General features: G+C 73.2%; 8 protein-coding genes. 4 read left to right on the top strand and 4 right to left on the bottom strand.

Features of this window, described 5'->3' with window-relative positions; all coding sequences use genetic code 11:
- Positions 1-592 precede the first annotated feature (592 nt).
- Together ppdK and ACZ6CZ_RS01980 are read right to left on the bottom strand one after the other, a co-directional pair.
- On the bottom strand, positions 593-3313 hold the full coding sequence (gene ppdK / locus ACZ6CZ_RS01985) for a pyruvate, phosphate dikinase (RefSeq protein ID WP_469013305.1): 2721 nt from the start codon (positions 3311-3313) through the stop codon (positions 593-595).
- Between the two features lie 463 nt (positions 3314-3776).
- Positions 3777-5006 carry an ROK family protein gene (locus tag ACZ6CZ_RS01980; protein WP_469013300.1) on the bottom strand — a complete coding sequence of 410 codons (1230 nt, stop codon included), beginning with the start codon at positions 5004-5006 and terminating at the stop codon, positions 3777-3779.
- 119 nt (positions 5007-5125) lie between these two features.
- Here ACZ6CZ_RS01980 and ACZ6CZ_RS01975 point away from each other — a divergent pair, with 119 nt between their 5' ends.
- The 3 genes from ACZ6CZ_RS01975 to ACZ6CZ_RS01965 all read left to right on the top strand — a co-directional run bounded on the left by ACZ6CZ_RS01975 (position 5126) and on the right by ACZ6CZ_RS01965 (position 10703).
- Entirely contained in the window at positions 5126-6811 is a 1686-nt protein-coding gene (locus ACZ6CZ_RS01975) for an MGH1-like glycoside hydrolase domain-containing protein (protein WP_469013296.1), read from the top strand.
- Entirely contained in the window at positions 6808-8745 is a 1938-nt protein-coding gene (locus tag ACZ6CZ_RS01970) for an amylo-alpha-1,6-glucosidase (protein ID WP_469013291.1), read from the top strand. The genes ACZ6CZ_RS01975 and ACZ6CZ_RS01970 overlap by 4 nt, the downstream gene beginning before the upstream one ends.
- Positions 8746-8885: 140 nt before the next feature.
- Positions 8886-10703: an alkaline phosphatase family protein gene (locus ACZ6CZ_RS01965; protein WP_469013288.1), complete on the top strand. Its 1818-nt coding sequence runs from the start codon at positions 8886-8888 to the stop codon at positions 10701-10703.
- 48 nt (positions 10704-10751) lie between these two features.
- Here ACZ6CZ_RS01965 and dusB read toward each other — a convergent pair whose 3' ends face one another.
- Positions 10752-11894, bottom strand: coding sequence for a tRNA dihydrouridine synthase DusB (gene dusB / locus ACZ6CZ_RS01960; protein WP_469013284.1), 1143 nt, complete (start codon positions 11892-11894; stop codon positions 10752-10754).
- A gap of 148 nt (positions 11895-12042) precedes the next feature.
- Between dusB and ACZ6CZ_RS01955 the strand changes: the two genes are divergently transcribed.
- Positions 12043-13491: an MFS transporter gene (locus ACZ6CZ_RS01955; protein WP_469013282.1), complete on the top strand. Its 1449-nt coding sequence runs from the start codon at positions 12043-12045 to the stop codon at positions 13489-13491.
- A 33-nt stretch (positions 13492-13524) separates the two neighbouring features.
- On the opposite strand, the gene ACZ6CZ_RS01950 is transcribed toward ACZ6CZ_RS01955, so the two are convergent.
- The gene (locus ACZ6CZ_RS01950; RefSeq protein ID WP_469013277.1) at positions 13525-14415 is read right to left on the bottom strand and encodes a helix-turn-helix transcriptional regulator; all 891 of its coding nucleotides are present in this window, start codon (positions 14413-14415) and stop codon (positions 13525-13527) included.
- Between the last annotated feature and the right edge of the window lie 3 nt (positions 14416-14418).

Below are 14418 nucleotides of genomic sequence, written 5' to 3'. Positions count from 1 at the left end.
GCGGCCGATCAGGCACGCGACGAGGGCGGTGCGAAGATACCCAGCCCCCAACTGCCCCCCGTGCACAGCGGCAAGAGATTAGCACCAGGCCCAGACCCATCGGGTGCGCGGGGAAAGCGGTGCATGCCGATCGTGGCAGCCCGCGAAGATCGAGCGGGCGGTCGACCGGACGGGCGGAGATGCCCCTCCGTGAGAGTCCGCTGCATGACCGACGTCCCCTCCTGTCCTGAGTGCGGCCGGACCATGACGCCCGGCGGGCTCGTCCTGGCCGGGCGGGAGGACGACGGCCGGCGGGCCTGCCGGGCGCTCTGGAAGTGTGCCGGTCGGCATGTCTGGTGGCGGTGGGCCGACCGGCCGGAGGAGTCCTTGGAGGCCTGTCCGATACCGGAGCTGTACCGCTGAGGAGCCGACGCACGGCAACCGCGGCCGATGCCGTTCCAGACGGTCGGCGACGTGGAGCCGCGCTGCCCGCCCGCGCCGCGCGAAAGGGCGGCACCCCCGCACAGGGTGCCGCCCTTTCCTGGTGCGCCGGAGCCGCCGTCGATCGGTCTGAGGGTCGGGGACCGACGACGGCTCCGGGGCCGGGGTGCGGTCAGCGGTGGTCGCTGCCCGCCGACTCGGTGGCCGCGCGCCCCGCTTCGAGGCGGGCGACCGGGATGCGGAACGGGGAGCAGGAGACGTAGTCGAGGCCGACCTCGTGGAAGAAGTGGACCGACTCCGGGTCGCCGCCGTGCTCGCCGCAGACGCCGAGCTTCAGGTCGGGACGGGTCGCGCGGCCCGCCTTCACCGCCGACTTCACCAGGGAGCCGACGCCGTCGCGGTCGATCGTCTCGAAGGGGGAGACGCCGAAGATGCCCTTCTCCAGGTAGGCGGTGAAGAAGCTCGCCTCGACGTCGTCCCGGCTGAAGCCCCACACGGTCTGCGTGAGGTCGTTCGTGCCGAAGGAGAAGAACTCCGCGGCCTCGGCGATCTGGCCGGCCGTGAGGGCGGCGCGGGGCAGCTCGATCATCGTGCCGATGGCCAGCTTCAGCTCGGTGCCGGTGGCCGCCTGGACCTCGGCGACGACCTGGTCGGCCTCCTCGCGGACGATCTCCAGCTCCTGGACGGTGCCGACGAGCGGGATCATGATCTCGGCGCGCGGGTCGCCCTTGGCCGCCCGGCGCTCGGCCGCCGCCTCGGCGATGGCCCTGACCTGCATGGTGAACAGGCCGGGGATGACCAGGCCGAGGCGGACGCCGCGCAGGCCCAGCATCGGGTTCTGCTCGTGCAGCCGGTGCACGGCCTGGAGCAGGCGCAGCTCGTTCTCGTGCGGCTCCTGCCGGGACTCGGCGAGGGCCACCCGGACGGACAGCTCGGTGATGTCCGGCAGGAACTCGTGCAGCGGCGGGTCGAGCAGGCGGATGGTGACCGGGAGGCCGTCCATCGCCTCGAACAGCTCGACGAAGTCCCGCTTCTGCAGCGGCAGGAGCTGCTTGAGGGACTCCTCGCGCTCGGCCTCGGTGTCGGCCAGGATCAGCCGCTCGACCAGTTCGCGGCGGTCGCCGAGGAACATGTGCTCGGTGCGGCACAGGCCGATGCCCTGGGCGCCGAACCGGCGGGCGCGCAGCGCGTCCTCGGCGTTGTCGGCGTTGGCGCGCACCCGCAGCCGGCGCTTGCGGTCGGCGAAGGCCATCATCCGGTGCACGGCCTCGACGAGTTCGTCGGCGTCGTCGGCGCCCGGGTGCATCCGGCCCTCGAAGTACTCCACGACCGGCGACGGGACGACCGGGACCTCACCGAGGTAGACCTTGCCCGAGGAGCCGTCGATGGAGATGACGTCGCCCTCCTCGACGACGTGTCCGCCGGGGACGGTCATGCGGCGGCGCTTGGTGTCGACCTCCAGCTCCTCCGCGCCGCAGACGCAGGTCTTGCCCATGCCGCGGGCGACCACGGCCGCGTGGGAGGTCTTGCCGCCGCGGGAGGTCAGGATGCCCTCGGCCGCGATCATGCCGTCGAGGTCGTCGGGGTTGGTCTCGCGGCGGACCAGGATGACCTTCTCGCCGGAGCGGGACCACTTGACGGCGGTGTAGGAGTCGAAGACCGCCTTGCCGACCGCCGCGCCCGGCGAGGCGGCGATGCCCCGGCCGACCTGCTCGGTACGGGCCTGCTCGTCGAAGCGCGGGAACATCAGCTGCGCCAGCTGGGCGCCGTTGACGCGCTGGAGGGCCTCGGTCTCGTCGATCAGGCCCTGGTCGACGAGCTGGGTGGCGATGCGGAAGGCGGCGCCCGCGGTGCGCTTGCCGACGCGGGTCTGGAGCATCCACAGCTGGCCGCGCTCGATGGTGAACTCGATGTCGCAGAGATCCTTGTAGTGGTTCTCCAGGGTCTCCATGATCTGCATCAGCTGGTCGTACGACTTCTTGTCGATCTGCTCCAGCTCGGCGAGCGGGACGGTGTTGCGGATGCCCGCCACGACGTCCTCGCCCTGGGCGTTCTGCAGGTAGTCGCCGTAGACGCCCTGGTGGCCGGAGGCGGGGTCACGGGTGAAGGCGACGCCGGTGCCGGAGTCGGGGCCGAGGTTGCCGAAGACCATGGAACAGACGTTGACGGCCGTGCCGAGGTCGTGCGGGATGCGCTCCTGGCGGCGGTAGAGCTTGGCCCGGTCGGTGTTCCAGGAGTCGAAGACCGCCTTGATGGCGAGGTCCATCTGCTCGCGCGGGTCCTGCGGGAAGTCGCGGCCGGCCTCGGTCTTGACGATCTTCTTGAAGCGGGTGACCAGTTTCTTCAGGTCGGCCGCCTCGAGGTCGGTGTCGACGGTGACCTTCTTGGCCGCCTTGGCCGCCTCCAGCGCGTCCTCGAACAGCTCGCCGTCGACGCACAGGACGGTCTTGCCGAACATCTGGATGAGGCGCCGGTAGGAGTCCCAGGCGAAGCGCTCGTCGCCGGCCTGCCGGGCCAGGCCCTGCACGGACTTGTCGGAGAGGCCGATGTTCAGGACGGTGTCCATCATGCCGGGCATGGAGAACTTGGCGCCGGAACGGACGGAGACGAGCAGCGGGTCGTCGGCCTGGCCGAGCTTCTTGCCCATCGTCCGCTCGAGGGCGTCGAGGTGCGCACTCACCTCGTCACGCAGTGCCGCGGGCGCCTCACCGCTGTCGAGGTAGACCTTGCAGGCCTCGGTGGTGATGGTGAAGCCGGGAGGGACCGGCAGGCCCAGGTTGGTCATCTCGGCGAGGTTGGCACCCTTGCCGCCGAGGAGGTCCTTGAGGTCCTTGTTGCCCTCGGTGAAGTCGTAAACGAACTTCGCTACGTGGGGTTCTGTGTTTTCCGACACGGGTCTCGACTCCTTGAGGCCGCGGTGGCTGCCCTGACGGGCAGGAACATACCCAGATCGAAGGTTCCTGGGTACGTCCACTTGCGCGTCATGTGCCTGTAACCACTCGTCCGCCAGCGGATCGAAAGTCACAGCTTGGCAAGCGGAGACGGGCTTGTGTTTTCACTTCTTGAACACAACACGGTTCCGGCAGTGGCTCCATCGCTCAGGTGAGCGGTGGGTACGCACGATTGAGTTCGATCGATGAACGATCAAGGGGTGGCACGCAGTGCCACCCCTTGGAGAAGTGCAGTCGCTCATGATCCGCTCATCTGAGCGCCGCCCTTATCAAGGGTGGCGAGAATCACGCTGCCACAGCGCAGCCGGTTCCACCATGTGGACCCGGTCCCGGACCCGGACACAGGGCCGTCATCCGGCCGTCACCAGCCCGGGAAGGGGAATCCCATACGGGCGCATATGAGCCTCACACCCCCAGCGCCAGCAGCCGTTCCTCCGCCCGGTCCGGCGCGTACAGGTGCTCCACCACCATCGCGCCCGCGCCGATCAGCCCCGCCCGCTCGCCCAGCCGGGAGGTGACGACGTCCAGGTGGGCGGTGGAACGCGGCAGCGCCCGCTGGTAGAGCAGTTCCCGCACGCCGGTGAGGAAGGCGGTTCCGGCCAGATCCCCGGCGATCATCAGCACGCCCGGGTTGAGCAGCGTCACGACCGTCGCCAGCACGTCCCCCACCTGGCGCCCCGCCTCCCGGGCGAGCGCGGCCGCCCCGGTGTGCCCGGACGCCAGCAGGTCGCGCACGTCCGAGCCGGAGGACGCCGGCACCCCGGCCTCCGCCAGCCGCCGGGCCACGGCGCCGCCGCTGGCCACGGCGGCGAGACAGCCGAGGGAACCGCAGCGGCACAGCGCCTCCGCGCCCACCCGGATGTGGCCGATGTCCCCGGCGCCGCCGTCGACGCCCCGGTAGACCGAGCCGCCCACCACGACCCCGGCGCCGATACCGGTCGACACCTTGACCAGGACGAACGCCGAACAGTCCGGGTAGCCGGTGCGCTGTTCGCCGTACGCCATGAGGTTGGCGTCGTTGTCCACCAGGACGGGGACGGCGGGTGCGCCGGTGTGCTCGGTGAAGGCGCGGGAGAGGCGGCCCCGTATGTCGTAGCCGTCCCAGCCCGGCATGATCGGCGGCTGGACGACCCGGCCGGTCTCGCTGTCCACCGGGCCCGGCACCGCGATCCCGATCCCGCACACCTCCCCCGCCCGGTGCCCGGCCTTCTCCAGCAGCTCGGCGAACCACTGCCCGAGCGCCGGCAGCACGGCCTCGGGGCCGTCCTCGACGACCAGCGTGCCGGCGCACTCGGCGAGGATCTCGCCGGTCAGGGTGAGGACGGCGGCGCGGGCGTGCCGGGTGTCCAGGTCGGCGGCGAGCACGATGGCGTGGGAGTCGTCGAACTCCAGGGTGATGGAGGGGCGTCCGCCGAGTGGTGAGTCCACCGGGCCGCCGGCGCCCTCGCGCAGCCAGCCGGCCCGGAACAGCCGGTCCAGGCGATGGCCGACGGTGGCCCGGGAAAGACCGGTGACCTCCTGGAGCGCTCCGCGGGTGGTGGCCCGCCCGCTGCGCACCAGTTCGAGCAGGTCACCGGCGCTCGCCTGGCCGCCTCCCTTGGTCGCCCTTCCGGTCCTTCCCGGCCGCCCGGTCATGCGCACCCCCTTGTGTTTCTCAAGTTTGCATTACATGCTGGGTTTTGCGTGTTAAATAGACGTAACCCTACGGTAGCCGCCGACGAACCGGGCGGCCGGACGTCTTCGGGGAGTCCCGAGTGGATCGCACCGCCCAGCTCACAGCCCGCCAGCACACCGTCCGCGCCGCCCCACCGGCGATTGCATACGATCCTCCGCCCCCCGCCGGGTCCCTGCACGTCAGGGCGGCCCGGGTGCTCGACGCGAACTGGACGGGCGCCTCGACGGTCCCCTCCCGCGGCCTGTACCCGCACCAGTGGTCGTGGGACTCGGCGTTCATCGCCATCGGTCTGCGGCACCTCTCGCCGCTGCGGGCGCAGACGGAGCTGGAGACGCTGTTCGACGCCCAGTGGGCCGACGGGCGCGTCCCGCACATCGTGTTCAACCCCTCCGTACCGCTCGACGCGTACTTCCCGAGCCCCGACTTCTGGCGCTCCTCCACCTCCGGGCACGCCGCGGGCGCCCCGCGCACCGTACAGACCTCCGGCATCGTGCAGCCACCGGTGCACGCGCTGGCCGCCTGGCTGGTGCACCGGGCCGACCCCGGGCTGTCGCGGGCCCGCGGCTTCCTGACCCGTCTCTACCCCCGGCTCGCCGCCTGGCACCGCTACCTGCTGCACCGGCGCGACCTCGGTGGCGGCGGCCTGGCCTGCGTCGTCCACCCCTGGGAGCAGGGCATGGACAACAGCCCCTGCTGGGACGCCCCGCTCGCCCGCGTCACCCCGGCCCCGGCCCGCTCCTTCCGCCGCGCCGACCTCGCGCACGGCGCCTGCGAGGACCGGCCGACGGATCTGGACTACGGGCGGTACGTGCGGCTGGCGGCCGACTACCGGGACGCCGGGTACGCCGACGGGCCGGGCGGCTTCGCCGTCGAGGACCCGGCGTTCAACGCCCTGCTCATCGCCTCCGAGCACGCGCTGGCCCGGATCGCCCAGGAACTCGGCGCCGCAGGCACCGCCCGGCACGCGCGCGCGGAGCGGCTCACGGCCGCGCTGGTGGAGCGGCTGTGGGACCCGGAGCGGGGCGTCTTCCGCTGCCGGGACGTGCGCGGCGGCGGTCTGATCCCCGAGCGCGGTGTCTCCGGGCTGGTCCCGCTGCTGCTGCCGGGGCTGCCCCGGGACGTCGTGCGCGCCCTCGTCGCCACGCTCACCGGCCCGCACTTCGGCGTCGGTACGACGACCCGCCTGGTGCCGAGCTACGACCTGCTCGGCGAGGCCTTCGACCCGCACCGCTACTGGCGCGGGCCGGCCTGGTTCAACACCGCCTGGCTGCTGGAGCGCGGGCTGCGCGAGCACGGGGAGCGGGAGCGGGCGGACGCGCTGCGGGAGGCGGTGCTGGACCTGGCCGCGGACACCGGTTTCGCCGAGTACGTCGACCCGTACACCGGCGAGGCCTGCGGGGCGACCGGCTTCGGCTGGACCGCCGCCCTCGCCCTGGACCTGCTGCACTCGGGGCCCGGGCGGGAGGGGACGCCGGACGCAGGGACCGGCGCGGTCTCGGGGGCCGCCACCGGGGCCGGGGACCAGCCGGGCGGTACGCCGGACGGGGACGACGGCGGGACGCGGGACCACCGGGGCGGCAGCGGCCCGGGCGGCACGGGTGCCACCCGCGAACGAAGCGGCAGCGGTACGCGCGGCAGCGGCAGCGGCAGCGGTGCGGGCGACGACCGCGACCGGAGCGGCAGCGCTCCGCGCGGCAGCGGTACGCGTGACACGAGCGGCAGCGACACGCTCGGCAAGGGCCATCAGGGAGGGGACCGAGGATGACGGACCGGCAGCATCTGCTCGTGCACGGCGCGACCTTCGCCGCCGTGGGAGACCGGGGCGACATCAGCGGCGTCCGGGGCGGCGGCTCCCCGGACGGCCTGTTCGTGCGCGACGCCCGGCATCTCAGCCGCTGGCAGCTCACCGTCGACGGCGCCGTGCCGGAGACGCTCACCCCGGTCGCCGACGGGGACCGGGCGCGCTGTGTGCTCGTACCGCGCGGCGGCCGCCAGGAACCGCCGGCCTACACCCTGTTCCGCGAACAGGCCGTCGGGGACAGCGCGTTCGTGGAGTCCCTGCGGGTGACCAGCAACCGCCCGGTGCCCACCACCGTGCACGTGGCGATCACCGCCGACGCCGACTTCACCGACCAGTTCGAACTCCGCTCCGACCACCGCACCTACGTCAAGCCCGGCGCCGTGCGCTCCCGCCAGGTCCTCGACGACGGCGTGGAGTTCGGCTACCGGCGGGCCGAGTGGCGCTCCTGTACGACCATCACCGCCGACCCCGCCCCCGACGCCGTCGAGGAGACCGGCACCGGCGCCCGCCGCCTGGTGTGGGCCCTGGACCTGGCGGCGCACGGCACGGCCGAGCTGGTGCTGCGCGTGATGGCCCGCCCGCACGGCGAGAAGCGGGCGCTGCGCGTGCCCCGCTCCCCGGCCGCCGTCCAGGACCAGCTGCTGGCGCGGGAGGGCGCGTTCGTGGAGGGCGTCGCCTTCCCGACCGGGTGGCCGGAGCTGGCGGCGGCCTGCGCCCGGGGGCTGGCCGACCTTGCCGCGCTCCAGGTCCCGGCGACCGGGCCGGACGGCGAGGAGCTGCGGGTGCCGGCGGCGGGCGCGCCCTGGTTCCTGACGCTGCTGGGCCGGGACGCGCTGCTGACCTCGCTGTTCGCGCTGCCCTACCGGCCCGCTCTCGCCGCCGCCACGCTCCCCGCGCTCGCCGCCACCCAGGCCGCCACGACCGGCGCGGCCTCGGTCGCCCAGCCCGGCAAGATCGTGCACGAGGTGCGCCACGGTGAGCTGGCCCACTTCGGGCAGGTGCCGTACGGGCGCTACTACGGCTCGGTGGACGCCACCCCGCTGTTCCTGATCCTGCTCGGCGCCTACACCGAGCGGAGCGGGGACACGGCACCGGCCCGCCGGCTGGAGCGGCACGCGCGCGCGGCGATCGGCTGGATGCTCGACCACGGCGGGCTGACCTCGCGGGGTTACCTGGTCTACCGCGCCGACCAGGGCGGTCTCGCCAACCAGAACTGGAAGGACTCCCCCGGCGCGATCTGCTCGGCCGACGGCACCCGTCCGGCCGGGCCGGTGACGGCGGCGGGCGCCCAGGGCTACGCCTACGACGCGCTGCGCCGCACGGCGTGGGTGGCGCGCACGGTGTGGGCGGACGAGACGTACGCCGCGCTGCTGGAGCAGGCCGCCGCCGATCTGCGCGACCGCTTCCAGCACGACTTCTGGATGCCGGAGCGGTCCTTCCCCGCGCTCGCGCTGGACGGCGACGGCCGCCAGGTCGACGCCCTCGCCTCGGACGCCGGGCACCTGCTGTGGTCGGGGCTGCTGGACAAGGAGTACGGGGAGGCCGTGGGGCGGCGGCTGCTGGAGCCGGACTTCTTCTCCGGCTGGGGCGTACGCACGCTGGCGGCGGGCCAGCCGGCGTACCACCCGCTGTCCTACCACCGGGGTTCGGTCTGGCCGCACGACAACGCCCTGATCGCCTTGGGCCTGGCCCGCTACGGCCTGCACGACGAGGCCCGCACGGTGGCGCACGCCCTGGTCGACGCGGCCACGGTCACCGGGCACCGGCTCCCCGAGGTGCTGGCCGGGTACGGCCGCGACACCCATCCCGAGCCGGTGCCCTACCCGCACGCGTGCGTGCGGGAGTCCCGCTCGGCGGCGGCGCCCCTGGCGCTGCTCACCGCGGTCGGCGGCGCTTGACGAGTGGTTTGCCCGGTGTTTGCCGGACGGTGGGCCGGTCCGCTGAACGGGGCCGCCGCGGGGGCCGTACGGGACGGTGGCGGGCACCCGCTCCCCGGCGGGAGCCCTCCTTCGTCACGCCGCGCAGGGAAGGACCCCCGTTGCCTCAGCACGAGACGGTCACCGAAGAGGTGGCAGCAGAGCCCGCAGAGGCCCCCGCCCCGCAGGCAGAGGTTCCGGAGGCCGGCGCGGAGCCCCCGGACGGGGCCGGGGCGGCGGGCGGCGGGGCGCGGCGGCCCTGGCGGCGGCTGCGGGAGGCCCGGCGGGCCTGGCGGGACGGGCATCCCACGGCCGTCCGCGTCCTGTCGGTCGCCCTGAACGTGCTCGCCGCCGTGCTCGTCGTCGCGGCGCTGGTGCTGCCGAACTCGGTGGTCGGGCTGCGGCCGGCGAAGTTCGTGCGGCTGCCCGCGGAGGCGATCCTCGGTGCCGCCCTGGCGCTGGTGCTGCCGCGCCGGCCGCGGCTGGTGGCGGCGGCGCTGGCCGGCACCGCGCTCGGTGCGCTGACCGTGCTGAACCTGCTCGACATGGGCTTCAACCAGTACCTGGGCCGCAGCTTCAACGTCGTGCTGGACTGGAGCCTGCTCGGCGACGCCCAGTCGTACCTGGAGGACTCCCTGGGCCGCACGACGGCCCTCGCCGCCACCGCCGGCGTCATCGCCCTCGTGCTGCTGCTGTGCGCGCTGCTCGCCCTGTCGACGGTCCGGCTGAGCGGTCTGCTCGCCCGGCACAGCGCGACCGCGGGCCGGGGCACGCTGATCGCCGCGGTCGTCTGGATCACCTGCACCTCCCTCGGCCTCCAGCTCGGCGGCGTGCCGCTGGCCTCCGAGCGGACCACGTCGGCGGTGCGCATCCAGGCGCGGCGGGTGACCGACACCCTGCGGGACGAGGCGCGGTTCGCCCAGGTGGCGAAGACGGACGCGTTCGGCGGCACCCCGGGCTCCCAGCTGCTCACCGGGCTGCGCGGCAAGGACATGATCTTCACGTTCATCGAGAGCTACGGCCGCAGCGCCGTCGAGGACCCGATCATCGCGCCCGGCGTGGACCGGACGCTGGACGCGCGCACCAAGGCGCTGGCCGCGGCCGGGTACCACGCCAGGAGCGGCTGGCTGACGTCGGCGACGTACGGCGGCAGCAGCTGGCTGGGCCACTCCACCACCATGTCCGGCCTGTGGATCAACAACCAGCAGCGCTACCGCACGGTCATGGCCAGCGACCATCTGAGCCTGACCAAGGCGTTCGCCAGGACCGGGGCCTGGGACACCGTGGGCGTCATGCCGGGCGTGCAGAAGGGCTGGCCGGAGCAGAAGTACTACGGCCTGGACAAGGTTTACAACGCCTTCCAGCTCGGGTACAGGGGGCCGAAGTTCAGCTGGTCGACGATGCCGGACCAGTACGCCCTGGAGCAGTACCAGCAGCGGGTGCACGGCAAGCCGCACGACAAGCCCCTGATGTCGGAGATCATCCTGACCTCCAGCCACCAGCCCTGGGCGCCGGTGCCGACGATGGTCGGCTGGGACGAGCTGGGCGACGGCTCGGTCTTCAAGGGCATCGAGGCGGCCGGACACCGGCCCGCCGACGTCATCGCCGACACCACCAGGTCCCGGCAGGAGTACGGCAAGTCGATCAGCTACTCGGTGACCGCCCTCACCCAGTGGCTGGAGCGCTACGGCAGCGACGACACCGTCCTGGTCTTCCTCGGCGACCACCAGCCCATCGCCCGGGTCAGCGGCAACCACGCCAGCCGTGACGTGCCCGTCTCGGTCGTCGCCAAGGACCCGAAGGTCCTGGACCAAATCGCCGACTGGCACTGGACGGAAGGCCTGCGCCCCGCCCACGACGCGCCGGTGTGGAAGATGAGCTCCTTCCGCGACCGCTTCCTGACGGCCTACGGCTCCACCCCGCACCCGACGAAGAACTGACCCCGCACCGGCCGCCCCGGCCCCGCCCGCACGGACCGGGCCGGGCGGTCAGCCACCGGAGGTGTCGAGTTCCGCGTCCTCGCCGACGCCGGCGCAGTCGTACGGGTCCTTCAGCCAGCCGTCCGGCAGCACCACCCGGTTGTTGCCGGAGGTGCGGCCGCGGGGCCCGTCGGCGCCGGCCGGCCAGGGCTGGCCGAGGTCCAGCTCGTCCAGGCCCGAGCGCAGCTCCTCCAGCGAGGAGGTGACGGCGAGCCGCTTGCGCATCTCGGAGCCGACCGCGAAGCCCTTGAGGTACCAGGCGACGTGCTTGCGGAAGTCGATCACGCCCCGGGACTCGTCACCGAGCCACTCGCCGAGCAGCGTGGCGTGGCGGACCATGACGTCGGCCACCTCGCGCAGGGCGGGCCGGGCGACGTCCTCGGGGCGGCCCTCGAAGGCCGCCACCAGGTCCGCGAACAACCACGGCCGGCCCAGGCAGCCGCGGCCGACGACCACTCCGTCGCAGCCGGTCTCCCGCACCATCCGCAGCGCGTCCCCGGCCGACCAGATGTCGCCGTTGCCGAGGACCGGGATCTCCGGGACGTGCTCCTTCAGGCGGGCGATGGCGTCCCAGTCGGCGGTGCCGCCGTAGTGCTGGGCGGCGGTGCGGCCGTGCAGGGCGATGGCCGTGACGCCCTCCTCGACGGCGATCCGGCCGGCGTCGAGGTAGGTGATGTGGTCGTCGTCGATGCCCTTGCGCATCTTCATCGTCACCGGCAGGTCACCGGCGCCGCTGACGGCCTCGCGCAGGATGGCGCGCAGCAGGTTGCGCTTGTAGGGCAGGGCGGAGCCGCCGCCCTTGCGCGTCACCTTGGGCACTGGGCAGCCGAAGTTCAGGTCGATGTGGTCGGCCAGGTCCTCCTCCGCGATCATGCGGACGGCCTTGCCGACGGTGGCCGGGTCGACGCCGTACAGCTGGATCGAGCGCGGCTTCTCGCTCGCGTCGAAGCGGATCAGCTGCATGGTCTTGTCGTTGCGTTCGACCAGCGCCCGGGTCGTGATCATCTCGCTCACGAACAGGCCCTTGCCGCCGCTGAACTCCCGGCACAGCGTGCGGAAGGGGGCGTTGGTGATCCCCGCCATGGGAGCGAGCACGACGGGGGGCCGGACGGTGTGCGGACCGATCCGCAACGAAGACACGGGCGTGGGCATTGCTCCATTGTCGCGCACGCCGCGGGGTACCCGGGCCCCCGGGCCGGGACCGCGGGATCTCCTGATCACAGACACCGGGCTCACCGGCCGCATGATCGTGCAGCAGTCATTAGTTAGACGCACTATTGAATCCGGTACCATGGAAACCATGCCCGAGTTGAGCCATCGCCGACGGCTGCTCGTGCTCGCCATCTGCTGCATGAGCCTGCTGATCGTGAGCATCGACGTCACCGTCCTGAACGTCGCCCTGCCCTCGATGCAGCACGAGCTGCACGCCAGTACCGCCGGGATGCAGTGGACCATCGACGCCTACACCCTGGTGCTGGCCTCGCTGCTGATGCTCTCCGGGTCCACGGCCGACCGGATCGGCCGCCGCAAGGTCTTCATGACCGGCCTGGTCCTGTTCAGCGCCGGTTCGCTGCTGTGCTCGCTCGCGCCCGACCTGACGCTGCTGATCGTCTTCCGGATGGTGCAGGCCGTCGGCGGCTCGATGCTCAACCCGGTCGCCATGTCGATCATCACGAACACCTTCACCGACTCCCGCGAGCGCGCCCGGGCGATCGGCGTGTGGGGCGCGGTGGTCGGCATATCCATGGCGGCCGGCCCGCTGGTGGGCGGTCTGCTGGTGGAGTCGGTCGGCTGGCGCTCGATCTTCTGGGTCAACCTGCCGGTGGGCCTGGCCGCCCTGGTGCTGACCCTGCGTTACGTCCCCGAGTCCCGCGCGCCCCGGGCCCGCCGCCCCGACCCGGTCGGCCAGCTGCTGGTGATCGCCCTGTTCGGCTCGCTGACCTACGCCATCATCGAGGCTCCGGACGCGAGCGCCGCCGCGGTCGCCCCGTTCGCCGCGGTCGCCGTCGCCGCCCTGCTCGGCCTGCTGTGGTACGAGCCCCGGCGCACCGAACCCCTCATCGACCTGCGCTTCTTCCGCTCCGCGCCGTTCAGCGGCGCCACCGTGATCGCGATCAGCGCGTTCGCCTCGCTGGGCGGCTTCCTGTTCCTGTCGACGCTGTACCTGCAGAACGTGCGCGGCCTGGACGCCCTGCACGCGGGCCTGTGGATGCTGCCGATGGCGGTGCCGACCTTCCTGTGCGCCCCGCTGTCCGGCCGGCTCGTCGGCACCCGGGGGCCGCGGCTGCCGCTGCTGATCGCGGGCGCCGCGATGACCACGAGCGGCGTGCTGTTCGCGGCGTTCGAGGCGGAGACGTCCAACGGCACGCTGTTCGCGGGGTACGTGCTGTTCGGCATCGGCTTCGGCTTCGTGAACGCGCCGATCACCAACACCGCCGTCTCCGGGATGCCGCGGGCCCAGGCCGGGGTGGCGGCCGCGGTGGCCTCCACCAGCAGGCAGCTGGGGCAGACGCTGGGCGTGGCGGTGGTGGGCGCCGTACTGGCCTCCGGCATCGGCGCCGCCTCGGCGTACCGCACGCAGTTCGTGTCGGCGTCGCGGCCGGGCTGGTGGATCCTCACCGCGTGCGGCCTGGCGGTGCTGGTGCTCGGCGCCCTCACCAACGGGCGGTGGGCGCGGCGCACCGCCGAACGCACCGCCGAGCGGCTGGAGTCGGCCGAGGTCAAGGAGGCCGCGGGCGTCGGCGCCTGAGCGGCGGCCCGGACCCGGTACTCGGCGCGGGAGTCACCCCGCCAGGGCGATGGCGTGCAGCTTCTCCAGCCGCTCCCGCGACTCCTCGTCGACCGGCGCGTACGTCACCATCCGCGCCCCCAGCTCCGGGTTCAGCCACAGGTCGGTGTGGTGCAGGGTGAGCAGGCCGACGTAGGGGTTGAGGAACTGCTTGGTCTTGCTGCGCACGCCGACCACCTCGTAGCGCTCCCAGTTCTCGCGGAACTCCGCCGACTCCGCGCTCAGCCGCTTGACCAGCAGCTTCCAGGCGGGCTCGGCGAGGTGACCGGCCATGGAGGCGCGCAGCTTGGCGGCCATCAGGCGCATGGTGTCGTCGAGGTGGACGATTCCCGCGCGCCAGTCGGGATGGGTGTGGGCCAGCAGCACGCAGTTGCGGTCCTCGGGCGGCACGGCGTCCAGGTCGCCCAGCAGCCGGCCGTAGGTGCGGTTGTAGGCGCGGATGTCGTACCGGCTGTTCTGGATGGAGGCCGGCAGCGGCTCCAGCTGCCGCAGCAGCTCGCGCAGGGCGGGCGTCACGTCCGGGCACGTCGCGGCCGGGGTCGGGTCGGTGGCGCCGGCCAGCTGGAAGAGGTGGGCGCGCTCGCTGGCGTCCAGCAGCAGGGTGCGGGCGAGGGCGTCCAGCACCCCGACGGAGACCTGGATGTCCCGGGCCTGCTCGAGCCAGGTGTACCAGGTGACGCCGACCGCGGAGAGGTGGGCGACCTCCTCCCGGCGCAGGCCCGGCGTACGGCGCCGCGGGCCGCGGGGCAGCCCTACCTGCTCCGGGGTGATCCGCTCGCGCCGGCTGCGCAGGAACGCGGCGAGTTCGTGACGCCGCACGTCCGTGCCGCGGGCGGGCGCGGGGGCGGGCGCGGGGGCGGTCGTCTCCTGGGCCATGGTGGTCATGCC

This window comes from Streptomyces sp. NPDC041135, from assembly GCF_055592085.1.
This window is presented reverse-complemented; position numbering and strand designations above follow the sequence as displayed.